The 23,873-nt window shown below is 64.2% G+C and carries 21 protein-coding genes; 4 read left to right on the plus strand and 17 right to left on the minus strand.

Annotated features, from left to right (window positions below; all coding sequences use genetic code 11):
- Window positions 1-11: 11 nt before the first annotated feature.
- The 3 genes from ACZ1JW_RS02715 to ACZ1JW_RS02725 all read left to right on the plus strand — a co-directional run bounded on the left by ACZ1JW_RS02715 (window position 12) and on the right by ACZ1JW_RS02725 (window position 3,583).
- Window positions 12-1,781, plus strand: a complete 1,770-nt coding sequence (locus ACZ1JW_RS02715; RefSeq protein ID WP_465141859.1) for a copper resistance system multicopper oxidase — start codon at window positions 12-14, stop codon at window positions 1,779-1,781.
- Window positions 1,778-2,785 (plus strand): copper resistance protein B, encoded by a 1,008-nt coding sequence (locus ACZ1JW_RS02720; protein WP_465141860.1) that lies wholly within the window; start codon window positions 1,778-1,780, stop codon window positions 2,783-2,785. The genes ACZ1JW_RS02715 and ACZ1JW_RS02720 overlap by 4 nt, the downstream gene beginning before the upstream one ends.
- A gap of 132 nt (window positions 2,786-2,917) precedes the next feature.
- On the plus strand, window positions 2,918-3,583 hold the full coding sequence (locus ACZ1JW_RS02725; RefSeq protein WP_465141861.1) for a copper resistance protein B: 666 nt from the start codon (window positions 2,918-2,920) through the stop codon (window positions 3,581-3,583).
- Here ACZ1JW_RS02725 and ACZ1JW_RS02730 read toward each other — a convergent pair.
- The 6 genes from ACZ1JW_RS02730 to ACZ1JW_RS02755 all read right to left on the minus strand — a co-directional run bounded on the left by ACZ1JW_RS02730 (window position 3,580) and on the right by ACZ1JW_RS02755 (window position 10,210).
- Window positions 3,580-4,743 (minus strand): M20 aminoacylase family protein, encoded by a 1,164-nt coding sequence (locus tag ACZ1JW_RS02730; protein WP_465141862.1) that lies wholly within the window; start codon window positions 4,741-4,743, stop codon window positions 3,580-3,582. The genes ACZ1JW_RS02725 and ACZ1JW_RS02730 overlap by 4 nt on opposite strands.
- Window positions 4,736-5,233: an Lrp/AsnC family transcriptional regulator gene (locus ACZ1JW_RS02735; RefSeq protein ID WP_011446572.1), complete on the minus strand. Its 498-nt coding sequence runs from the start codon at window positions 5,231-5,233 to the stop codon at window positions 4,736-4,738. Before ACZ1JW_RS02735 ends, ACZ1JW_RS02730 begins: the two co-directional genes overlap by 8 nt.
- A 14-nt stretch (window positions 5,234-5,247) precedes the next feature.
- A complete protein-coding gene (locus ACZ1JW_RS02740; RefSeq protein WP_465141863.1) occupies window positions 5,248-6,675 on the minus strand; it encodes an aminotransferase class III-fold pyridoxal phosphate-dependent enzyme in 1,428 nt (475 codons plus the stop codon).
- 125 nt (window positions 6,676-6,800) lie between these two features.
- Window positions 6,801-7,880: a tartrate dehydrogenase gene (locus ACZ1JW_RS02745; protein WP_465124987.1), complete on the minus strand. Its 1,080-nt coding sequence runs from the start codon at window positions 7,878-7,880 to the stop codon at window positions 6,801-6,803.
- Between the two features lie 15 nt (window positions 7,881-7,895).
- Complete coding sequence (locus ACZ1JW_RS02750; RefSeq protein WP_465141864.1) at window positions 7,896-9,350, minus strand: NAD-dependent succinate-semialdehyde dehydrogenase; 1,455 nt, start codon at window positions 9,348-9,350, stop codon at window positions 7,896-7,898.
- 2 nt (window positions 9,351-9,352) lie between these two features.
- Complete coding sequence (locus tag ACZ1JW_RS02755) at window positions 9,353-10,210, minus strand: GNAT family N-acetyltransferase (protein WP_465124985.1); 858 nt, start codon at window positions 10,208-10,210, stop codon at window positions 9,353-9,355.
- A gap of 202 nt (window positions 10,211-10,412) precedes the next feature.
- Between ACZ1JW_RS02755 and ACZ1JW_RS02760 the strand changes: the two genes are divergently transcribed.
- On the plus strand, window positions 10,413-11,885 hold the full coding sequence (locus ACZ1JW_RS02760) for an aldehyde dehydrogenase family protein (RefSeq protein ID WP_465124984.1): 1,473 nt from the start codon (window positions 10,413-10,415) through the stop codon (window positions 11,883-11,885).
- A gap of 21 nt (window positions 11,886-11,906) precedes the next feature.
- Here ACZ1JW_RS02760 and ACZ1JW_RS02765 read toward each other — a convergent pair whose 3' ends face one another.
- The 11 genes from ACZ1JW_RS02765 to ACZ1JW_RS02815 all read right to left on the minus strand — a co-directional run bounded on the left by ACZ1JW_RS02765 (window position 11,907) and on the right by ACZ1JW_RS02815 (window position 23,851).
- Complete coding sequence (locus ACZ1JW_RS02765) at window positions 11,907-13,043, minus strand: NAD(P)/FAD-dependent oxidoreductase (RefSeq protein ID WP_465141865.1); 1,137 nt, start codon at window positions 13,041-13,043, stop codon at window positions 11,907-11,909.
- Complete coding sequence (locus ACZ1JW_RS02770) at window positions 13,040-14,413, minus strand: FAD/NAD(P)-dependent oxidoreductase (protein WP_465141866.1); 1,374 nt, start codon at window positions 14,411-14,413, stop codon at window positions 13,040-13,042. The genes ACZ1JW_RS02765 and ACZ1JW_RS02770 overlap by 4 nt, the downstream gene beginning before the upstream one ends.
- On the minus strand, window positions 14,410-14,718 hold the full coding sequence (locus tag ACZ1JW_RS02775; protein WP_465124981.1) for a (2Fe-2S)-binding protein: 309 nt from the start codon (window positions 14,716-14,718) through the stop codon (window positions 14,410-14,412). The genes ACZ1JW_RS02770 and ACZ1JW_RS02775 overlap by 4 nt, the downstream gene beginning before the upstream one ends.
- Window positions 14,715-16,463, minus strand: coding sequence for an ABC transporter ATP-binding protein (locus ACZ1JW_RS02780; RefSeq protein WP_465141867.1), 1,749 nt, complete (start codon window positions 16,461-16,463; stop codon window positions 14,715-14,717). The genes ACZ1JW_RS02775 and ACZ1JW_RS02780 overlap by 4 nt, the downstream gene beginning before the upstream one ends.
- A complete protein-coding gene (locus ACZ1JW_RS02785; protein WP_465141868.1) occupies window positions 16,460-17,284 on the minus strand; it encodes an ABC transporter permease in 825 nt (274 codons plus the stop codon). Before ACZ1JW_RS02785 ends, ACZ1JW_RS02780 begins: the two co-directional genes overlap by 4 nt.
- Entirely contained in the window at window positions 17,281-18,261 is a 981-nt protein-coding gene (locus ACZ1JW_RS02790) for an ABC transporter permease (RefSeq protein ID WP_465141869.1), read from the minus strand. Before ACZ1JW_RS02790 ends, ACZ1JW_RS02785 begins: the two co-directional genes overlap by 4 nt.
- The gene (locus ACZ1JW_RS02795; RefSeq protein WP_465141870.1) at window positions 18,261-19,820 is read right to left on the minus strand and encodes an ABC transporter substrate-binding protein; all 1,560 of its coding nucleotides are present in this window, start codon (window positions 19,818-19,820) and stop codon (window positions 18,261-18,263) included. The genes ACZ1JW_RS02790 and ACZ1JW_RS02795 overlap by 1 nt, the downstream gene beginning before the upstream one ends.
- A complete protein-coding gene (locus ACZ1JW_RS02800) occupies window positions 19,790-21,073 on the minus strand; it encodes an NAD(P)/FAD-dependent oxidoreductase (RefSeq protein ID WP_465141871.1) in 1,284 nt (427 codons plus the stop codon). The genes ACZ1JW_RS02795 and ACZ1JW_RS02800 overlap by 31 nt, the downstream gene beginning before the upstream one ends.
- A gap of 3 nt (window positions 21,074-21,076) precedes the next feature.
- Window positions 21,077-21,751: a haloacid dehalogenase type II gene (locus ACZ1JW_RS02805; RefSeq protein WP_465124975.1), complete on the minus strand. Its 675-nt coding sequence runs from the start codon at window positions 21,749-21,751 to the stop codon at window positions 21,077-21,079.
- A gap of 163 nt (window positions 21,752-21,914) precedes the next feature.
- Window positions 21,915-22,868, minus strand: a complete 954-nt coding sequence (locus ACZ1JW_RS02810) for a 2-hydroxyacid dehydrogenase (protein WP_465141872.1) — start codon at window positions 22,866-22,868, stop codon at window positions 21,915-21,917.
- Window positions 22,841-23,851, minus strand: a complete 1,011-nt coding sequence (locus ACZ1JW_RS02815) for a PepSY-associated TM helix domain-containing protein (RefSeq protein ID WP_465141873.1) — start codon at window positions 23,849-23,851, stop codon at window positions 22,841-22,843. The genes ACZ1JW_RS02810 and ACZ1JW_RS02815 overlap by 28 nt, the downstream gene beginning before the upstream one ends.
- Between the last annotated feature and the right edge of the window lie 22 nt (window positions 23,852-23,873).

Raw genomic sequence — 23,873 nt, forward strand, 5'->3', positions numbered from 1 at the left:
ACTGCAGGGTAATGACCAAGACGCTCCACCTCAATCGCCGCAACCTGCTCTTGGGAGCCGGTGCCCTTGCCGCAACGCCGCTGGTTCCCGCCTGGGCGCAATCTGGGCATGGCGGGCATAAGATGCCATCTGGCGCGATGGCCGGGCGCAACAGCGGCGGCACGCTTTCGGGCGAGAGCATTGCGCTTTCGATCGGCGCGGCGAAGTTCGCGGTTGGGGACCGGTCCGCTCCGGCGGTTGCCGTCAACGGCTCGATCCCTGCCCCGCTGATCCGTTTGCGCGAAGGGCAAAAGGTGCGCATCGCCGTCACTAACACCTTGGGCGAACAGTCATCAATCCACTGGCACGGGCTACTGGTGCCGTTCCAGATGGATGGCGTGCCCGGCCTGTCGTTCCCCGGCATCGATCCGGGCGAGACGTTTACTTACGAGTTCCCGATCCTCCATTCGGGCACCTTCTGGTACCACTCGCACTCAGGGATGCAGGAAGCGGTCGGTCTATATGGCCCCATCGTGATCGACCCGGCAGAGACTGATGCCTCCGCCCCGTTTGACCGCGAATACGTGCTGATGCTGGCGGACTGGAGCCCGATCAATCCGCACGAGCAGCTGCGCAAGCTGAAGGCCATGGGAGGCTACTTCAACTGGCAGCGGCAGACCGTAGGCGGGTTACTCAAGGGCAAGGACCAGAGCCTGAAGGACCGGCTCGAGTGGGCCAAGATGCGCATGGACGCGACTGACATCTCGGACGTGACCGGCGCGACCTATTCGTTCGTGATCAACGGGCACGATACAGGCGCGAACTGGACCGCGCTGTTCAGACCCGGCGAGCGGGTGAAGCTGCGGATCATCAATGCCTCGGCGATGACCAACTTCAACTTCCGCATTCCCGGCCTGCCTATGACAGTAGTGGCGGCAGACGGCTGTAACGTCGCCCCGGTGGAGACCGACGAGTTCCAGATTGCGATTGCCGAGACTTATGACGTGATCGTGCAGCCGACCGAGGCGGCGGCGTTCGGCATCATTGCCGAGGCGATTGATCGATCAGGCCTCGTTCGCGCCACCCTTGCGCCGCAGATCGGCATGGCAGGGCCAATCCCCGCCCGCCGCGCTCGCCCCGTGCTGACCATGCGCGATATGGGCATGGACATGAGCGGGATGGACATGGGCGACGGCGGCGAGATCGACCTGTCCAAGCCTGCCAACGAGAGCATGGCGGGCCATTCGATGAAGATGCGCGATCTCAGCCTTGCGCCGGGGGTCAAGCCGGGTCCGGGTGTCGCCACGATCTCGCCGATGCCGGCTGACCGGCTGGCTGACAAGCCGACCGGTTTGGAGGATGTCGATCACCGAGTGCTGACCTATGCCGACTTGCGCTCGCGCAGTGCCAATCCCGATTCGCGTGCACCCTCACGCCAGATCGACGTGAACCTCACCGCCAACATGGAGCGCTACATGTGGTCCATCGATGGTGAGACGATCTCCGATGGCGCAAAGCCCATCCCTTTCCGCAAGGGTGAGCGGGTGCGGGTAAACCTGATCAACCACACGATGATGCCACACCCGATCCACCTTCACGGCCACTTCTTCGAACTTGTCACAGGCGAGCCGGGCAACCGTCCGCGAAAGCATACGGTGAACGTCCTGCCCGGCGGCAAGGCGAGCTTCGACCTGACTGCCGATGCGGAGGGCGACTGGGCATTTCACTGCCACATGCTGCTGCACATGCATGCAGGGATGATGCGCGTGGTCACGGTGCGCAGCGCGGGAGACGCAGCATGAAGCGCCTTGTGCTGGCAGGGGCAGCACTGATCTCCGCCCCCTCCTTCGCGCAGGACGCGCAGGACCCGCATGCGGGCCATGACATGAGCCAGATGGAGGGGATGGATCACTCCGGGCACGTCATTAGGGCGATGGAGGGGCAGCAGATGGAAGGCATGGATCACTCCATGCACCAGCAGTCCGAGCCTGCCACGGCGGACCAGGCCGCGCCGACGGACCATTCCGCCCACGCAGGCCACGCGATGCCAACGGCCAGCGACAGCGAAGTGGGCAATGCCCCTCCGCCGCCTGTGCCCACCGACCATCCCGCTGATGCCTATTGGGACAAGCAGCGCATGGCCCAAGCCTGGGCCGACCTCGCCAAGGAAGGGCGCTTCTATGGCAACGCCCTGATACTCGATCGCTTCGAGTATCGCCCGCGCAGCGGCAAGGATGGATTTGCGTGGCAGGCCATGGGCTGGATCGGCGGCGACATCGACCGGCTCGCGGTCGAGACCGAGGGCGAAGGCGCGTTCGGCGAATCGCTCGAGACCGGGGAAGTCCGCGCGGCGTGGCGACACGCGCTCGATCCGTGGTGGAATTTCGAACTCGGCGTGCGGCAGGATTTTGGCGCTGGGCCGGATCGCACCTATGGCGTGATCGGTATCGAGGGGCTTGCGCCCTACTGGTTCGAAGTTGGCGCGCATGCCTTCATCTCGAACAAGGGCGACGTGCATTTTCGCGTTGAAGCCGAACACGACATGCGCCTGACCCAGCGCCTGATCCTGCAGCCTTCTGTCGAAATCGATGCATCGGCGCAGGACGTTCCCGAACTCGGCATCGGTGCGGGGTTCGAGAAGATCGAGATGGGCGCGCGGATGCGATATGAACTTGCCCGCGAATTTGCGCCTTACGTAGGGGTACACTGGGAGCGCAAGTTGGGCGAAACGGCGCGGTTTGCCCGACTGGATGGCGAAAGTCCTTCGCAGGTGAGCGCCGTCGTGGGCGTGAGGATGTGGTTCTGAGCTTCGATTGACGCAGCATCGAGACGCCATCCGGGCCAGGCTTTCGCAATCCTCTTCCGTCGATAAGCGCTCTTTCGGGCTACAGTTCTGCGCGCTTTCGGGTCATGTGGCACCATGCGATGCGCATTGCCCTTGCTGGCTTCGATCCTTTTTGCCCCTCCTGCGCTCGCCGATCCGGTCGAGGCAGAAGTGGACCTGCTTGAACTCCACGTGGGCGATGGTGACGAGCATTTCACATTCGACAGCGCGCTGTCGGTAGGTTCCGACAACGATCGTTTCGAAGTGCGGGCATCGGGCGGCAGCGATGTCGGCCCCTTGATCGACAACGTCCAACTCGAAGCGCTCTACGTTCGCAACGTTAGCGACAAGCTCACACTGCTGGCCGGCATCCGGCAGGATGTCCGCGGGGGCGAGGACCTGACGCATGGTTCTTTCGCCTTCGTGGTGACACCCGTCGACTGGCTCGAGATCGAACACTTCTTCTATATGTCGGAGCGCGGCGATCTGATCGGCAGCGGGCAGTTGAACTTCACCCTGCCGCTGTCTGCAACTCTCACCGCCGAACCGCGCCTCAACGTGAACTGGGCCGCGCAGGACATCGAGCAGGAAAGCAGCGGTCATGGCGTGACCGATATTCAGGCCGCTCTGCGCGTGCGGAAGACCTTGACACCACTTCTCGAGATATATGGTGGCGCAATACACGAGCGGCTGGTCGGCAAGACGCTCGACATTGCCCGCGCAGGCGGCACGCGCGGCCGGATAACGCGCGGCATCGTCGGCATGGCGCTGCGGTTCTAGACCAGCCAGTGCCTCGCCAGCGCGACGTGCAGGCGGATGCCGGTCTCAAGCACGTTATCGTTGAAATCGTAATGCGGGTTGTGCAGTGGCGCGGCGTGATCGTCCGTGCCTTGTCCCAGCCAGATGTAGGCGCCGGGGCGCTGCTGGAGCATGAATGAGAAGTCTTCGGATGTCGGCGCAGGCTCGGGTGCCAGTTCGGCCTTCGCAACCGTTGCTGCGACTTCCAGCGCATCGCAAGCGGCAAGCGGATCGTTGATCGTCGCCGGGTAGTAGCGGTCGTAGTCGAGCGCGCAGTGGACTTCGAATGAAGCTTCGATGCCCTTGAGCATCCCCCGCATCCGCGCCTCGATCCGGTCCTGGACTACGGGGTCGAAAGTGCGGACAGTGCCGCCGACCATGACTTCAGCCGGAATCACGTTGTGCGCATGGCCGCCATGGATCTCGGTGATCGACAGGACCGCCGACGCGTAAGGTGGCACGGCGCGGCTGACGATGGTGTTGAGCTGCTGCACCAAGCTTGCCGCGGCGAGGATCGCGTCGGGGCTGTCCTGCGGGATCGCAGCGTGGCCGCCCTTGCCGGTGAGGGTGATGCGGAACTTGTCCGCTGCCCCCATGATCGGGCCGGGACGCGTACTGATCGTTCCTGCAGGCAGGCCGGGCCAGTTGTGCAGGGCATAGACGCGGTCGCAAGGAAAGCGGTCGAACAGGCCTTCCTCGATCATCACGCGCGCGCCGCCCTGCCCTTCTTCGGCAGGCTGGAAGATGAAGTTGAGCGTACCGGCAAAGTCGGGATTGGCGGCAAGCACCCGTGCAGCGCCCAGCAGCATGGCGACGTGGCCATCATGGCCGCAACCGTGGAAGGTGCCGGGCGTGGTGCTGGCCCAGGGCAGGTTGGTCTGCTCGTGAATTGGCAGCGCGTCCATATCAGCGCGCAGGCCCAAGGTGCGGATGCCGGGGTGCTTGCCCTTGAGGACACCAACAAGCCCGGTTGTGCCGATGCCTTCGTGCACCTCGATGCCAAGCCCGCGCAGTTCATCGGCAATGCGCGCAGCGGTGCGGTGTTCGCAGAAACCCAATTCAGGGTGGGCGTGGATATCGCGGCGCAGGGCGACGAGGTCCGGCATGATTTCGGCCAGATCAACCACAACAGAGTCAGCCATGGGTTTGGCCAAAGAGGTTCTGGATCGGGAAGTGATGCTTGATGAACGGCGATTTGATCACGACATAGGAGAAGTACTTCTCGATGCCGTAATCGCTTTCCAGCATGCCCTCGATGATCGACTGGTAGTGCGAGACGCCTCGCGCCACGAACTTCAGGAGATAGTCGTATCCGCCCGAAACGAGGTGGCACTCCACGATCTCGTCGATCTTGACGATGCGGCTTTCAAACCGGCTGAAATCGCCTCGCCGGTGTTCGCTGAGAGTGACTTCGGTGAAGACCGTCAGGAACTCGCCAAGCTTGTTGAGGTTCACGTGTGCGCCGTAGCCGGTTATGTACCCGGCCTTTTCCAGCCGCTTCACGCGCGTGAGGCAGGGGCTGGGCGAAAGGCCGACCGCGTCGGCCAGTTCGACGTTGGTGATTCGCCCCTCCTGCTGGAGCTTGGCGAGGATCTTGAGATCAATCCTGTCGAGCTTGGGTCCGGGCAGCATGGCGGTGGTCCCCCTCAGGCGTTTTGCAGCGCGACGGCCGCGCGGATCTCGGGCTGATCGAGCAGCTGATCGAGCGAACGTTCGACGCGCTCGAAGATCATGTCCATTTCCTCCAGCGTGCAGCACAAGGCTGGCGCAAAGCCGAGGACGGCATTGGCAAAGCAGCGCACGATCACCCCATTGCCGTAAGTCAGCTTCGAGAGCCTTCCACCGATGTCGAGCGAGGCATCGAAGATCGCCTTCGTCGCCTTGTTCGGCGTGAGTTCGATCGCGCCGAGCAGCCCGCGATAGCGCACGTCTCCGACCAACGGGTGGCTGCGAATGCGCTCCATGTGCTCGGCAAAGCGCGCGCCGACCTTCACGCCGTTCTCCAGCAGACCGCCTTCGCGATAGAGGCGCAATACTTCGAGGCCTACGGCAGCCGCAACCGGGTGGCCGGAATAGGTCTGGCCGTGGCCAATCGGCAGGGCGGCAGGCGCGCCATCGGCGATGGTCTGATAGACGTGGTCGGCCATGAACATCGCGCCCATCGGGATATAGCCGGCAGTCAAGCCCTTGGCCGTGGTCATGAAATCGGGCGAGACGCTCTCGTCGAGGCAGGCGAACAGCGGTCCGGTACGGCCGAAGCCGGTGATGACCTCATCCACCAGCATCAGGATGCCGAGCCGCGTGCAGGCCTCGCGCAGCGCCTTCAGCCAGCCGCGCGGGGGAACGATCACGCCGCCCGAACCCTGGATCGGTTCGCAACAGAAGGCCGCCACGTTGTCCGCGCCGAGTTCGGCCACCTTGGCTTCAAGCGCGGCGACGGTGGAGGCGATCACCGCCGCATCATCGTCACCCTGCGGGTGGCGGTACTGGTAGGGCGAGGCAATGTGATGCTGCCAGGGGCGCGGCAGATCGAAGTTGCGGTGGAAATTGCCGAGCGCGGTGAGGCCTGCACCGAGACTGCTCGATCCATGGTAGCCCCATTCCAGCGCTATGAAGTGCTTCTTTGAAGGCTTCCCCGCAGCGTTCCAGTAGTGGACGATGTAGCGGATCGCGCTGTCGACCGCGTCAGACCCGCCCTGCGTGAAGAACACGTGGTCGAGGCCTTCGGGCGCGGCGGCGGTGAGCTCTCCCGCAAGCCGGATCACCGGTTCGCTGGCGAAATGGAAATAGCCGGTGGCATAGGGCAGCTTGCGCATCTGCGCGGCTGCAGCTTCGACGATGGAATCCTGTCCGTAGCCGACGTTGACGCACCAAAGGCCCGCGAAGGCATCAAGCAACTGGTTGCCCTCTGCATCCGTGAGCCACATGCCCTGGCCCGATTCCAGCACGATCGCGCCGTGCTGTTCATGCCCCCGGAACGACGTGACCGAATGGATCAGGTGATCGCGGTCGATATCGACGAGGGAACGGTTCGAGAGGGCAGAAGCGGGGGCGTTCATCACAGGCTCGTCCATTGGGGAACAATGGAGCGAGCCTATGCCGCTAGCAAGAGCGGGTTTGGCCGAAAGCGGGGGCTGGGGGGTGCTTCAGGGGCTTTCGCGTGGCGGGAGGCAGCATTTTATGCCGCGCTCTTGTCCCGTCAGCCGAGAGCTTCGACGATGGCCTTGCCACATGCTTCAGTGCCAGCCGCACCCTTGAGGTCGCGGGTGCGGGCCGAGGGCGTGGCGAGAACCTGTTCGACCGCGCGCATGATCGCCGCGGCAGCTTCTGCTTCGCCAAGGTGCTCCAACATCATCGCGGCTGACCAGATCTGGCCGACCGGATTGGCGATGCCTTGCCCGGCAATGTCCGGCGCAGAGCCATGGACCGGTTCGAACAGCGAGGGATGGATGCCCTCAGGGTTGATGTTGCCCGATGGAGCAACGCCGATGGTGCCGGTGCAGGCCGGGCCGAGATCGGACAGGATATCGCCGAACAGGTTGGAGCCGACGACCACATCGAAGCGATCGGGGTTGAGCACGAACTGCGCGGTCAGGATATCGATGTGATACTTGTCGTGCGTTACGTCCGGATACTCCATGCCGATCACTTCAACGCGCTGGTCCCAGTAGGGCATGGTGATGGCTATGCCGTTGGACTTGGTGGCGCTGGTCAGGTGCTTGGCGGGGCGCTTCTGCGCAAGATCAAAGGCATAGCGCAGCACACGGTCCACGCCGATGCGGGTCATGACCGTTTCCTGGATGACGACCTCGCGCTCCGTGCCAGGGAACATGATCCCGCCGACCGAGGAGTATTCGCCTTCGGTATTCTCGCGTACCACCCAGAAATCGATGTCACCCGGCTCACGCCCCGCCAGCGGGCACGGCACGCCGGGCATCAGGCGCACGGGGCGCAGGTTGACGTACTGATCGTATTCGCGGCGGAATTGCAGCAGCGAGCCCCACAGTGAGACGTGATCGGGCACGGTATCGGGCCAGCCGACCGCACCGAAGAAGATCGCGTCGGGGCGACCGATCTCTTCCTTCCAGTTATCGGGCATCATCTTGCCATGGCGGGCGTAGTAGTCGCAGCAGGCGAAATCGTGCCACTTCTGCTCGATCTCGAAACCGAACAGCGAGGCGGCCTTCTCGAGCACGCGCATGCCTTCGGGCATGACTTCCTTGCCGATGCCGTCACCGGGGATGACCGCGATGGTGTGCTTTCGCGTGTTGCTGGTCATTGCTCCGTCTCCGGTTCAGATCTTCAGGCCGCCGATATGGAAAGCCTTGGTTTCCAGGTATTCCTCGATGCCGAGTGTTCCGCCTTCGCGCCCTAGACCAGATTGCTTGACGCCGCCGAACGGGGCCATTTCCATGGCGATCGAGCCTGTATTCAGCGCGATCATCCCCGCCTCCAGCGCCTCGGCCACGCGGAAGGCGCGATCAAGGCCCGAGGTGTAGAAATAGCTGGCAAGGCCGTATTGGGTATCGTTGGCAAGAGCAATGGCATCGTCCTCGGTCTCGAAGCGGAACAGCGGTGCAACCGGGCCGAAGGTTTCCTCCGATGCGAGCCGCATGTCGGTGCTGGCCTCGCCGATCAACACCGGCCGGGCAAAGTTGCCATCCTGCGCGCCCCTGCCGGAAAACAGGACCTTGCCCCCCTTGGCCAGCGCATCCTCGAGATGGGCCGAGACCTTGTCGACAGCTGCGCGGTTGATCAGCGGGCCGGTGGTGGTGTCGGCGTCCATCCCGTTACCGACATTGAGCGCTTCGACTGCAGCACCGAGGCGCGCTGCGAATTCGTCGTAGATCGGTGCGTGCACCAGAATGCGGTTTGCGCAGACGCAGGTCTGGCCGGCATTGCGGAACTTGCTCGCCATGGTGGCCTTCACCGCCAGATCGAGATCGGCATCGTCGAACACGATCAGCGGCGCATTGCCGCCCAGCTCCAGGCTCAGCCGCTTGATGGTGTCCGCGCTCTGCCGCATCAGCAGCGAGCCAACACGGGTCGAGCCGGTGAAGGAGAGCTTGCGCACGACCGGGCTGGCCGTAATCGCCGCACCGATAGCCTGCGGCATGCCGGTGAGCAGATTGATCGTACCCTTGGGAAAACCTGCCCGGATCGCCAGCTCGACCAGCGCGAGCGCGGTGAAAGGCGTCATTTCCGAAGGCTTGATCACCACCGGACACCCGGCAGCAAGCGCGGGCGCGCACTTGCGCGTGATCATGGCAGCTGGGAAATTCCACGGCGTGATCGCGGCGGAAACGCCGACCGGCTCGGTCAGCACGATGATCCGGCGGTCGCGCTCGGGCGAGGCAACGTTGCGCCCGCCAACGCGGCGGCCTTCTTCGGCAAACCACTTGATGAACGTTGCGGCGTAACGAATTTCGCCCTGCGCCTCCGCCAGTGTCTTGCCCTGCTCAGCGGTCATGATCCGGGCGAGGTCATCGACATTGGTGAGCACCAGCGAATGCCAGGTTTCGAGCAGCGCGGCGCGCTCGCCCGCAGTACGGCGGCGCCAGTCCGACCAAGAGGCCTGAGCCGCGGCAATGGCCGCCTCAGTCTCCGCCGCGCCACAATCGGGCACCGTGCCGATCACCTCGCCGGTTGCGGGATTGGTGACTTCAAGCGCGGGGAGGCCAGCAGAAATCCACTGGCCATCGACCAGCGCGGCCTGACGCAGCAGGGTGGGATCATAGAGGTTCAACATGTTCAACCAAGCGCCTGTGCAGCAATTGCGAATGTCTTGGCGGCCGGGTCGCCGACCGGCGCAGGCCCCAGCGCCATGACCGTCACGCGCCCCACTTCCGGCAGGCCGAGCTCCTCCAGCCACGGCCCCAGCCCGCTGTTTTCGGGAATGTCGAGCCGGCAGAAGCTGCCCGATTGCGTACCCAGCCAGTGCGCAATCAGCGCCTTGGCTCCGGTCTGGTCGGGCGCGACAACCGGCGCGATGGCCCAGCCGCGCCCGAACCGGCGCAACACCGCAAAGCCGGTCTGCTCATGCTCGCGACACAGCACCACGGTACTACCCTCAGCCTGAAAGGCATCGAGGACTGCCTTGCGCTCCATGCCGCTGGCTCGGGAATAAAGCGCTTCGAGCGCCTCGCCGTCAGCTGCCCCCATGGGTCGCACGCGTTCGCCGCGCCGAAGCTGGACGAGCGGCTGGGCTGGCGCAACCGCCTGATGCTGGCACACCACGCCCAGTTCTTCGAAGCCGAGCTTGCGATAGAGCGGCAGGCCCTCGCCCGTGGCATTGAGAATGACTGTTCGCCCCTTCAGACGCTCCAGCATGGCGTCCATCAGCTTGCGGCCAAGACCCTGTCCCTGCATGGCATTGGTGACAATCACCAGTCCGAGCGTCGCGAAGGCTTCGCCGAATTTCCAGCCCATGATCGTTCCGACAACCTTGCCCTCGGTTTCGGCCACAATGCCCTCTCCGATCGACAGGAACAGCGCCAGATCTTCCTCGCGGTGCGGCCATTGCTGCTCGATGCACAGTTCGGCAGCAGCATGGACGTCCTCGCCGGTCATTGCGCGCAAGACGATCTGCGTTGCGTCCTGAACTGCCATCGGATGCTCCCGGAACAAGCTTGAGAGAGGGCGCGCAAGGCACCGCTGTGATGCTTTCGGTCTAACCAGCGCCGATCAACATGAGGTGCCGGTTTTCCATTTTATTCGGAACATTATCGCGCGTTCTCACGCCCCTTCGCCGCGCCGATTGCGCAAGCGGCGGCATAGACTGCCGCATCCCCGCCACGTCCGGAAAGCCGCGATGCCCCTGTTCGATCCCGATACCGTCCGCCCTGCCATTGCTGCCAACTTCATCGGCGGAAAGGCGGTTGTGGGACTCGGGCAGAGCTTCAGGGTTGCCCGTCCGTCCGATGGCGGGCTGCTGGGCGAACTGCGGGCCGCCGACGGGTCGCAACTTGCCGAAGCGGTGGAAAATGCCGCGCATGCACATAAGGTCAGCGGGTGGGGCACGATGGAGCCGCGCAGCCGCATGCGCCTGCTGCGCCGCTGGGCCGATCTGATCGAGGCCGATGCGGCCACGCTCGCTTTGCTGGAGGCTGCAGGGTCGAGCCGCACGCTGCCCGAAGTCCTCGCTTGGGACTTGCCCTACACCGCCGAGTGCATCCGCTTCTTCGCCGAATTCGCCGACAAGCTCGGCGGCGAGATCGGCGCGACCACGCCCGACAAGCTCGGATTCACCCTGACCCAGCCCTATGGCGTGGTGGGAGCCATCGCGCCCTGGAACCTGCCCTTGGTCATGGCGGCATGGAAACTGGGACCTGCTCTGGCGGCAGGCAATGCAGTTGTGCTCAAGCCCTCGGAGCTTACACCCTTCTCGGTCGTGCGCCTGGCCGAACTGGCAGTCGTCGCTGGCATTCCAGCGGGCATATTCAACGTGGTGCAAGGCGGCGGCGCGGACATCGGCGATGCGCTGGTGCGCCATGACGCCGTGGACAAGGTCAGCTTCACAGGCTCCACCCGCACGGGCCGTGCGATCATGGCCGCCTGTGCGGAGACCGGACCGAAGCCCTCGACGCTGGAACTGGGCGGCAAGAGCCCGCAACTGGTCTTTGCCGACGCGGACCTGACAAAGGCGTCAGCCCTTGTAGCCCGCGCAATCACGCTCAATGCAGGCCAGGTCTGCGTAGCCGGATCGCGTCTGCTGGTGCAGGACGCAGTTCGCGACGAAGTGGTCGAGCGCCTGACCGCCGCGTTCGAGGCCCACCGCATCGGTGCTACCTGGGAAGAAGGCACGACCATGGGGCCAATCATTTCCGAAGGTCAGCTCACCCAGATCGATGGAATTGTCCAGCGCGCCCGCAGCGCCGGGGCTGAAACCGTGACCGGCGGCGCACGCGCCACCGCACCGCAATCGGGCAGCTATTATCAGCCGACCTTGCTGGCCAACGTGGCGCCTGACAGCGAAGCCGTTCAAAGCGAGATCTTCGGTCCGGTCCTGACCGTGCAGTCCTTCGCTGACGAGGACGAAGCCTTCGCGCTTGCCAACGGCACGCGATACGGCCTTGCTGCTGGCGTCCACACCAATGACCTTTCGCGCGCAATGCGGGCGATCCGTACGCTTGATGCCGGGACTGTGTGGGTCAACCGCTATGGCCGCTCTGACGATTTCATCCTGCCCACCGGCGGTTTCCGCCAGTCGGGCGTTGGCAAGGACCTCGGCCGGGAAGCCTATCTGGCGTCCTGCAAGGTCAAGACGGCACTGATCCAGATTTGATCGGCCCGAGGCTTTCCTGCGTCAGGCAAAGCGTTTGATCGAGTACTCATCAATCGGAATATCGGTCGCGCCACTTGCGATCAATTCAGCCATAGTCTCGCCCACGCCGGGGCCGATCTGGAAGCCCGAACCGGAAAAGCCGAACGCATAGAACAGCCCCGGCACCGTGACGCTTGGCCCCATCACCGGCAAGCTGTCGTCGGTATAGCCCTCTATGCCCGACCACACCCGGATCACCTGCAGTTTCGCCAGCGCAGGCGCGAGGCGGCGCAAGTGCTGGAACTGGGTCATAGTGTTTTCGGGCATCACATAGGCGCGGTATTCATCCGGATAGGACGGTGCTCGGGTGGAGCCACCAAGCACGATGTTGCCGCGCGCGACCTGCCGGAAATAGACCGTCTCGACCTCGTCGGGCGTCATCACCCCCACGGCGGGGAGGATCGAGTAAGGCACCGGCTCGGTCACGCTCATCGTCGGCGCGCGGGGAGTGAGCTTAACCGGCTCGCCAAACTGGCTGACGATCTTTCCGGCCCAAGCGCCTGCGGTGACGAGCAGCGTCGGCGCGTGGAAGCGACGGCCATCAGCGGCTTCGAGCACGAAGTCCTCGCCGATCTTGGCTGCGTGGACGATCTTCGTATCCTCCACCACCTGCGCACCAAGTTTCATCGCCGCGCGAGCGAAGGCAGGGGCGGCAAGGCGCGGGTTGGCGTGGCCATCGAGCGCCGAATGCGAGCCTGCAAGAACGTCAGTCCCCAACCACGGAAACCGCTCGCGCAGCATGTTGCCCGAAAGCAGTTCGAGATCGAGGCCCTCTTCGCGTGCCTGCGCGGCGTACTCCTCCATCTTGCCCACGTTCTCGGGCCGATCACGGAAGCAGACGCGGATGTGACCGTTTTGCAGGTATTCCACGTCAGATCCGAGCAGCTCGTTCGCCTGCCGCCAGATGCGGCTGGCGCGGTTGGCCAGCGGTAGCTGCGAGATCGGGCGGCCCTGACGACGCACATTGCCGAAGTTGGTGCCGCTCGCCTGCCGCCCTACCTTATCGGTCTCGAGCAGGATCACCGATAGCCCACGCTGCGCGAGGAAGAATGCGGCAGAGCAGCCCATCAGTCCGCCGCCGATGATCGCAACGTCTGCGCTACGTTCGGGAGCGCTCATGCGTCGGTCCTCGCGGTCGCAACGGGGATTGGCTTGACCGGAGCCTGGCCGCGAAGTCGGCCTGCTTGCTCAACCGGTTCGCTGCGCTGGGCCGAAACGATTTCTGCCGAGGCATTGCCGCAATAGCGCCCCTGGCACCGCCCCATGCCAACGCGGCTGAACGCCTTGGCGCGATTGGTTTCGGTAGCGAAAGCCTCGCTCACGCTTGCGCGCAAGGTGCCCGCGGTCACGCCCTCGCAGCGGCAGACCACGGTGCTGTCGGCCGTATCGGCCACGAACTGGTGCGGCCATGGGAAGGCTTCGGCCAAACCTTCGGCAAAGCGGACATAGCGGGTGCGCGTCGCCAGCAAATGGCGGCGGCGGTCTTTGTCGACCGCGCGGCCCATGTCGGCAAGGACTGCCAGAGCCGCCAGTTCGCCCGTCACTTCGGCAGAACGCGCGCCGAGAATCTTCGCACCGTCGCCCGCAAGATAGAGCCCCGGAACGCCAGCGCGGCCCTGCGCGTCAATCTCGGGCAGCCACTGTCGCGTGCGCGGATCGAATGCAAAGCTGGCTCGCGCAAGGTCGGCGATCTGGGTCTCGGGCCGCAAGTGCCATCCCATCGCCACGGCGTCGCATTCGAAATGCCTCGGCGCGCCCGATGCGGTGCGCACGGTCACCCCCGAAACACCCGTATAGGGATCACCGCTGATCTCCACCGGGGTAATCCCTGAAAGCGCCGCCACGCCAGCCCGCTTAAGCCCGAGCGTCAGCGAGATACCCTGCCACAACAGGTCAGGCTGTTCAGCCAGCTTGGGCAGCGACTTCACGCGCCCCGCAAAAGGCGAGGTATCGAGCACCGCCACAACGTTCGCGCCCGCCTTCACGTACTGCGAGGCGACGTAATAAAGCAGCGGTCCGGTGCCCATGAACACTACCGCACCGCCGATGCTGCAGGCCTGAGCCTTCAGCGCCACTTGCGATCCGCCGAGCGAGTAACACCCCGCCAGTTGCCAACCCGGCACCGGAGCCAGCCGGTCGGTCGCTCCCGAACAGACGATCAGGCGGTCATAGGCAATAGCCTCGGTCTCCCCGGCACGCGCTGCCCAGACGCGCCCTTCGGCCACGTTCCACACCAGCGTTTCGGGGCGATAATCGATATGCGGGCGCAGGGCATCAAACGTGTCGTGCACGCCTTTCGCGCGGTGCGCTTCGCGGCCGTAGAGCACTTTGTAAGTGCGCTTGAACCCTTCTGGCTGGCGACGATAGATTTGCCCGCCCGATCGCGTTCCCTCGTCGATCACGATCGGACGTATGCCCGCCAGCACCAGCGTCTCTGCCGCGCGCACACCCGAAGGCCCGGCGCCAACGATCACCACCCGTTCGCTCATGGTGCCACCGACCATTCAGCCGTCAACGGTTGGGTCGAGATTGCCATCCCATTCTCGACGACGGTCGAACACGCGCGCAGAGAATTGCCCTCAACATCGCGCACCCAACAATCCTGGCACGCGCCCATCAGGCAGAAGCCCGCGCGGCGTTCAGGCCCGAACTCGGCGCTCCGCAGGGCAATCCCGCTTCCGAGCATCGCCACCATCAGCGTATCGCCTACAAGCGCAGTGATTTCGCTGCCGTCGACAGTCAGACGCACGGGCGCGCGGTCGGTCTCGTCAAGGCGGCGGAAGCGGCCGGTCATGCAGTCAGTTCCCTCAATTCGTGGATGTCGTGGTGGCACAGCAGGGCAAGACCGTCGCGTGCGCGGAGACGTGGCGCTTCGGCATCGCACCGGCCTTCCAGCGCTACCGGGCAGCGCGGCAGGAAGCGGCATAGATCGCCGCCGCCTTGGTCTGCCAGCACGGCCTTGCGCGTCACCGTCTGCTCCAGCCATCCAGCACGCATCTCGGGTACCGAATCCATCAGCAGGTCGGTGTAGGGGTGATGCACCCCGCGTGCGAAAGCCGCCGCGTCGGCCTGTTCGACCGCCGTGCCGCCATAGAGCACCAGCACCTGATCACAGAATGCGCGAACGGTGGAAATGTCGTGGCTGATAAACACCGTGGCGATGCCAAGCTCTCGCCGCAGTTCATCGATCAGCTCAAGTATCGCCGCGCCGACTACGGTATCAAGCGCGGAGGTGACCTCGTCGCACAGCAGCACCTCGGGGCGCGCGGCCAGCGCGCGGGCGAGGTTGACGCGCTGCTTCTGCCCACCCGAAAGCTGGCTAACGTTGCGCGTGGCAAGGTCGGCTGGCAGGCGGATCAAGTCGAGCAAGCGCGCAACCTCTGCTTGCGCCTCAGCGCCTTTCAGCCCGTGATAGAACGCCAGAGGCCGCGCCAGCGTCTGCCCGACCGTATGCACCGGATTGAGCGCGGTATCGGCATTCTGGAACACCAGCTGCACCCGCCGGAACTGATCGCGGCTGCGCCCGGCGAGACCTTTGGGCAACTCCTCGCCACCCAGGCTCACAGACCCGGCGCTGCGCGGAAGGAGCCCGGCGATCACACGCGCGAGCGTCGATTTGCCCGAACCGCTCTCCCCGATCACCCCAAGCGTAGCGCCCTTGGCAAGCTCAAGCGAAATGTCGTGCAGTACCGGCACCTTGCCATAGGCGGCATGGACGCTCTCGACCTTGAGTAACACGTCCTCGCCCACTGCAGCCGGAGCGTTACGCGCATGAGGTCGCGCTGCTGCCATCAGCGTGCGGGTATAGTCGTCGGCCGGCGCATGGAGGATCTGCTTCGCCGCGCCCTGCTCGCGCGTGCGCCCTTGGTTGAGCACGAGGATCTGGTCTGCCATCTGCGCCACCACCGCCAGGTCATGGCTGACATAGATCGCCGTCGCCCCCACCGAGGCAATCGCCGCCTTGAACGCTTTGAGCACCTCAACCTGCGTGGTCACGTCCAGCGCCGTGGTCGGCTCGTCAAGGATCACCAGTTCAGGCCGGGTAATCAGCGCCATCGCCGCCATCAGCCGCTGCAACTGCCCACCGGAAAGCTGGTGCGGATAGCGCGCGCCGATGGTGTCCGGGAATGGCAACGCCAGTGCTCGGAACAGGTCGACCGCGCGCGCCTCGGCCTCTGCCTTCGCGGAAAGGCCATGGACCAGCAGCGGCTCAATCACCTGTGCCATGATCGTACGCGAAGGATTGAACGCCGAGGCCGCGCTTTGCGCGACATAGGCGACCCTCTTGCCACGCAGACCCTGAAGAGCCGTCTCATCAAGTTGATCGACCCGCGTATCGCCGATCCGCACCTCGCCGCTGATCGCAGCACCAAAACGCGAATGGCCCATCAGTGCCAGCGCGATCGTCGTCTTGCCCGATCCCGACTCCCCGATCAGCGCCAGCACTTGCCCGCGTTCTATGGCGAAAGAAACACCATCGACGATGGCCTTTCCCCCGGCAACGACGCGCAGGTCCTGCACCGAAACATGCGCGCTCATCCCTGCTTCTCCACGGGCTTGAGCGCGTCGATCAGCAGGTTCGCCCCGACCGTTAGCGTGGCAATCGCAATCGCCGGAACCACGATGGCAGGCGCTCCATCAACGAGCCCCGACATATTCTCGCGCACCAACGAGCCAAGGTCCGCATGCGGTGGCTGCACGCCCAGTCCGAGGAACGACAGCCCCGAGAGCAGCAGCACGATGAACACGAAGCGCAGGCCAAAGTCTGCCAGCAGCGGGTGGATCATGTTCGGCAGCACTTCGCGCAGCGCAATATGCAACCCCCTCTCCCCCCGCGCCCGCGCCACCGTGACGAAATCAAGCGAGACGACGTTGACTGCCAGCGCGCGGGCAATACGGAAGTTTCCGGGCACGTAAGTGATCGCGGTGATCGTCAGCAGAAGGCCCAACGAAGAGCCGAACGCCGCGACCATGACCAGCGCAAAGATCTTCGACGGGATCGAGATCAGCGTGTCCATCGCCCGCGAAAGCACTTCGTCCACCCATCCACCGCGCACGGCGGCGGTCAACGCCAGCGAAGTGCCGATCAAGCAGGCGAGCATTGCCGCGCCCACACCCAGCAACACGGTATAGCGCGCACCCCAGAGAAGGCGGCTCAGCACGTCGCGCCCAAGGTAATCGCTACCGAGCGGAAACGCCGTCGTGACGGGCGAAAACACGTCCTGATCCACGAATGCGCCTACCGGATGCGGTGCCAGAACCGGCCCGACCAGCGCCACTGCCAGCCAGAACAGCACCAGACCCATTCCGATCCGGCCGGAAAGAGGCAAACTCCGTGCGAAAGAAAGAAACCGGCTCATTGCGCCCGCAGCCTCGGATTGGCGAGGATCGCCACGACGTCGGCAAGAAGCACCAATGTCAGGTAGATCGCGCAGAAAATCATCGCGCAGGCTTGCAGCAGCGGCATGTCGCGGCTGGTCACGGCATTGACCATGAGACTGGCAAGGCCGGGGAAATTGAAGATGGTCTCGACGATGATCGCCCCACCAAGGAGGTACGACAGCGACAGCGCTACCGCGTTGACGATCGGCCCCACCGCATTGGGCATGACATGGAACAGCACCACGCGGCGGAACGGCACGCCCTTCAGCCGCGCCATCTCGACATAGGGCCGATCAAGCTGGTCCGCCACCGCAGCCCGCGTCATCCGCGCCATCTGCGCAATAACCACGACCGACAGTGAGAATACCGGCAATGCGCAGGACCGCATCGTGTCCCACAGGCTCGCTTCCTCGCTCACCAACGCAATCGAGGGCAGCCATAGCAGCTTGACCGAGAACACCAGTACGCCAAGCGTAGCAACAAGAAACTCTGGAACCGCCACCGCAGAAAGTGTCAGCACGTTCAAAGTCCGGTCCAGCCGTCCGCCGCGATTGATCGCCGAAGCTATCCCGATGGCTAGCGCCAGCGGCACCGAAACCAGCGCTGTAAACGCCGCCAGCATTAGCGAATTGGGCAGGCGCTCGGCAATGACCTCACGCACCGGCAGGTTCGCCACCAGCGATTGTCCCGGATCGCCCTGCACGATCCCGCCAAGCCAGGCGACGTATCGCGTCAGCGCGGGACGATCGAGGCCCATTTCGTGGCGCAGCGCAGCCACCTGTTCGGGCGTCGCGCTCTGCCCCAGCGTTTCCTGCGCAGCGTCGCCCGGCAGCAGCCCCGAAATCGTGAACACCACTGCCGAGACGAGCAGCAGCGTGATCAGCGCGGAGGCACAGCGCTTGCCGATCAGGGGCAGCACGCCGAAAAGTGCAGAGCGAGGTGCCGGGCCCGACATCAGGCGTCCCACCAGGCATATTCGGCAAAGCGATAGCCCATCAGCCCGCCCAGAGGGATCGCGGTCATGCCCTTCAACCGGCGGTCATGCCCGTCGAGCATGTTGATGAATACCGGAATCGCCACGCCGCAGTGGTCGTGCACCAATTGCTGCAACTCGCCGTAGAGCTCCTTGCGGCGCGCCTCGTCCGCATCGGCGCGCGCTTCGGTCAGCAGCATGTCGAATCGTGGGTTCTTCCAGCCACTTTCGTTCCATTCGGCGTCCGAGCGGAAGAACTGGCTGAAGACGAGGTCTGCCGTCGGGCGCGGATTGGTGTTCCCGAAGCTCATCGGGTGCTTCATCCAGTGCGTCGACCAGTAACCATCGGCGGGCATGCGGTTGACCGCGAACTCAAGCCCGGCTTGCGCGCCATACTCCTGCAGCACTGAAGCCATGTCGACCGAGCCTGCCGCCGCTGGCGAACAGTAGATCGGCAGACGCACGCCCTTCAGACCCGAACGCGCCACGTGCCACTTCGCCCGATCCAGGTCGAGCACGGTCTGCGGCACCGCCGGATTGAAATAGGGATGGAACGGCGGAATCGGCTGGTCATTGCCGATGGTGGCATAGCCCCGGAACAACGCACGTTTGATCAGCGGGCGATCAATCAGGTGCTTCACCGCCGCCACGAAGTCCGCATTACCGGTGGGCAACTGATCTTGCCGCATCACCAGATCGGTATAGAGCGGCGAAGGCGTGGTCAGGATGCCGTGCTGCGACGACCGCTCGATCCGCCGCGTCGACAGCGGTTGTACCGCGATGATCAACTGCACGTCACCGGCCAGCAACGCATTAACGCGGCCGATCTCATCGGGAATGGCGATGATCTCGATCCGGTCAAGATATGGCTCGCCATCGCGCCAGTATTCCGGATTGCGAGTCACAACAGTGCGCACGCCGGGACGGAAGTCGGCTAGACGGAATGGTCCGCTGCCATTGCCGCTCGGCTTGTCCTCACCTGCAGGCACGATCAGGAAATGCGATTGCGAAAGGATCGCTGGAAGATCGGCATTGGCTCCGATCAGGCGGATGATCACGCCATGACGGCCATCGGCGCGCACTTCGGCGAACTGCTTGGCGATCGAGGCCACCTTCGAACCCAGCTTGGGATCAAGGTGGCGTTGCAATGAGTGCACAACGTCGGCGCTAGTCAGTTCCCTCCCGTCGGCAAAGCGCACCCCGCGCCGCAGTGTAATATGCCAAGTCACGCGGTCGGCAGACTCGATACTCTGCGCAAGAAACGGACGCGGGCGCAGGTCCGCCTCCATCCGCGTGAGGCCACTGTAGAGGCAGAAGTGACGCACATAGTCCGTCGCCATCGCACCCTTGGCCGGGTCAAGGGTATCGGCGGTGGAGGACGATTGCATCGCCACGCGGATCGAACCGCCCTGCCGGGGACGGGCCTGCGCCGGACCACCAAGTCCCGGCACGGTGAAGGCACCCGCAGCAGCGAGGCCCGAACCGATCAGGGAGCGGCGCGTGAAGGCCATCAGCGCAGCCAGTCCTGAAGGCGATACCATGCTCCTACTATGGGCAGGAACCACGGCTTGCCAAGATGTCCGGGAATGGCGGGCCAGGAAAGGTCGGCGAAGGGATTGGCGGCGGCATCGCCACCCATCACCTTTGCCATGCGCTCGCCCGTGGCCGTGGCCATCTGCACGCCGTGGCCACTGTAGCCCATGGCGTAGAACAGTCCCTCATGCTCCCCCGCGCGCGGCAGCCGGTCCGCTGTCAGGTCGATCGCCCCGCCCCAGCACGCTGCGATGCCGATACCGGAAAGCTCGGGGAACATTTTGCGCAGCTTGGCTTCGAGCACGCGACCGGATTTGGCATCGGACGTTGGGTTCGACAGCGCAAACCGCGCCCGGCCGCCAAAGATCAGGCGGTTGTCGGCAGTCAGCCGGAAGTAGTTGCCGATAATCCGGCTCGTCACGTAATTGCGCCGCGTGGGGAACAGGTGCCCGACGAGATTGTCCGGCAGTGGCTCGGTCGCGATCACGAAGCTGCCCACCGTCACGATGCGGCGGCGGAACCAACCGAAAGGCGGATAAGGGCTGTTGCCGCCTGTCGCCACAAGGACTTGCTTCGCCCGCACGGATCCGCGCGGTGTCGTCAGCCTCCAGCCAGCGCCGCTGCGCTCCATTGCCTCTACCGGCGCATTCTCCCAAATCTGCGCACCTGCCCGCACGGCGGCTTCGCCAAGGCCCACGCCCAGCTTGCCGGGATGCAGTTGCGCGCTCGTCGTCTGCACCAGCGCGCCGTGAAATCCCTGCGCATTTATCTCCGAAGAAAGTTCGCCGGGGCCAACGAGCAGGACGTTCGGGTCAACTTCCTTCAACAGGAGCGCGTGCGCGGCTTCCAGCTTGGGGAAATGTTCGGGCTTGGCCGCAAGCTTGGCACGGCCGCACCGCGTGAAATCGCAATCGATCTCCTCACGCGCCGCAATCCGGCCGACCGTCTCAACCGCTTCGACATGGGCAAGATACCACTTGCGCGCCAGATCAATGCCATGGGCCGATGCCAGGGCTCCGAAATCGTGCGCCGTACCGGCATTGCACTGGCCACCGTTGCGCCCGGATGCGGCGCCCGCAATGCGCCCGGCTTCGAGGAGCATGACGCTAGCCCCGCCGCGCGCCAGTTCCAGCGCGGCAGACAGCCCGGTAAAGCCGCCGCCGATCACCGCAACGTCGCAATCGCCCTCGACACGGCCCTGCTCGCCACCCGTGAAGGGAGGCGTGCTCAGTTGCCAGTATGAGAGCGACTGCGGCTGCATCGATCAGAGGCCGACAACGGCCGGCAGCGCGCCGATGTGCGGGATCTCGACGTCGCGGTAGTTGCCGTTCGAAGGCTCGTGGCCACGCCCGACGAACACGCGGCAACCGAAGCCAAGGTCGGTGGCGGTGTTCTGGTCATAACGGAAGCTCGAGGACACGTGCATGCCCACTTCCGGCCCCATGCCGAGCTGGTCGAACATGTATTCGAACGCCTGCATCCTGGGCTTGTAGGCCTGTGCACTTTCGGCGGTGCACACCTTATGGAAGGTCGCGCCGAGCATGCCGACATTCGACATGATCTGGCTGTTCATCGCGTTCGACAGGATCACCAGCGGGATCTTGTCGCAGATCTTCGAAAGGCCGCCCGGTACGTCCTCGTGCGGCCCCCAGGTCGGCACCGCTTCATAGACCGCGTTGGCCTCTTCCTCGCGAAATTCCACGCCCCACTTCTTCGACGTGCGTTCGAGCGAATTGGCGATGACGTCGCGGTAGGGCTTCCAGGCGCCCAGGACTTCGTCGAGGCGGTAGGCGCCCCAATCCTTGCAAAATTTCGGCAGAGCTTCAGCAGGAAGACGGTCGGCATAGAAGCCGGTGGCCATCTCGGTCATCCGGAATCGGGTCAGCGTGCCGTAGCAATCGAAGCTGATGAACTTTGGGGTGAAGACGGCGGTGCCCATGGCCTTGTTCGATCCCTGTCTGATGCCTCGGGTCAGTCCCCAATGGCGGCTGTGTCTGGCAGTTATAGCACCATTGGCAGGGCGGAACTTGCACCTGTTCGCACCTGCCCGAGGCTGCCCGCAGCACTTTTTGCAAAGAATTCACAGCACGACATGCCGCGCCTCAATAGCCGCGTGACCGGTCGACTTCACCCAGCAACGCCTGCCCCTTCAGCAGACGTTCGAGATTGTCGGCCAGCACGTTCCCTGCGGTCTCATGCCGCGTCTCCGCCGCCACATGCGGCGTCAGGAAAATCGCGGGATGATTATAAAATGCGTGCGTTTTCGGCAGCGGCTCAGGACAGGTCACATCCAGCATCGCCGCACGCAACTGCTCTGAATCGAGCGCATCGATCAGGTCATCTGCCACCAGATGCCCGCCCCGTCCTGCATTCACCACGGCGCTGCCGACCGGCACCTTCGCAAAGGTCTCGCGGCACAGAATACCGCGCGTTTCCTCGGTCAGCGGCAGCAGGCAGACGAGGATGTCCGATTGCGCCAGAAATGCATCGAAACCGGCCTTGCCGGAAAAGCATGTCACACCCTCGATCGCGCGTGCCGAACGGCTCCAGCCCGAGAGCGGAAAGCCCAGTGGCTTCAGCATCTCCAGCGATGCCCGCCCCAGTTCGCCCAGCCCCATGATCCCGATGCGGCTTTCGGATGCGAGCCGCGTATGCCGGTATGACCACCGCCCCGCACGCTGCTCGGAAATGAAGAACGGAAGATCGCGATGCAGCGCAAGGCAGGCCATCGCGACATATTCGGCCATGCCAGTGATAATCCCCTGCTCGACCATCCGCACCACGCGCACCTGTGGCGGCAGCGCCTCCAGCGGCAACTGATCGATCCCGGCGCCTACGCTGAACAGGATCTCGAGATTGGGAAACTGCGCGATGAACTCGGGCGGCGCGTTCCACGCCGCGATGTAGCGCACAGACAGCGGATCGACGACATCATGTCCCCAACGCAGGAACGGCATCTGGGGCACGCGTGCAGACACGATCTCGCGCCATACGAGCCCGCGCTGTTCCAGACCGTGATAGAGCAAGGTCAATTCGTACGAGTCCTCTTCTGCCACCACATCAATGGCCCAGTGATCGCCAGGGCAGCCAGGGTCAGCGCTTCTGCCAGCAGCAACAGGCGTCCGGCCAGACCGAAACTGTCGCCCGTGTGCAAGGGCAGGACCTTCATCCACAACACTGGATTTCGCTCTGCAGGCAGAACCTTGAGCAGTTCGGGCCGCGATAATCGCATCGACACGACATGGACCGAGCGCGGTCCGTGTTCGGGAGCCAGGAAGTTTATGTCAAGCCGGTCAGCCTTGGGAAAGCGCACGTCACGCAGACGCGCTTGCGGGAACGCCCGTTGCGCGGCGCCGATGGCAGCATCAATCTCCGCTCCGGATGCGGCAAACGGCGCAGGTTGCGACGAAGAGCCTGCCGGTAAAAGGTCAGGCACCACAAGCAGCAACCCCGTCACAGCGCTGAACAGAACCACGATTGATGTCACCACGCCGCCGCTGCGATGCCAATGGCGCAGACGAACGCGCGGCGGCATCCGCGGATTTATGGCCAAGGCCTTGGCAATGCGTCCTTTACTTGGCCACCAGAAACCCAAGCCGGTGCCAGAAAGTACCAGTAACACGACCGCATTGAATGCGACCACGACCAGCCCCGCTGTTCCGGCGATGAGCCGATAATGCCACTGCAGCGCCGCCTCGAGGGGAAAAGCAAGGATGCTCCCCTGGCGCAATATGGTCCCGGAGCCCGGGTCGATCGCGGCATAAACGGCCTGTCCATCCACGTCGGTCATCTGGACCATTGCCGGATCACCAGCCTCAAGCGGGAGAAACAGGCGGTCGAGGCGGGCGCCAGTGGAACCTGCTGCCTTGGCCAGATCGCCAACGGACAACGCTGGGCGGGCGGAAGCCGCCGGTCCAAGCCATTGCGCCAGTGGCTCGCGAAACAGGAGAGCCGCTCCGGTCAAGGCTTGCAACAACAGCAGTGGCGCAAAGGCCAGGGCAACTCTGCGATGCCAGACAAGGAAGCCGCTGCGCTGCATCATGCATCCTTGATCAGGCAGG

It is taken from the genome of Novosphingobium sp. BL-A-28-Hi1-0D (assembly GCF_055521755.1).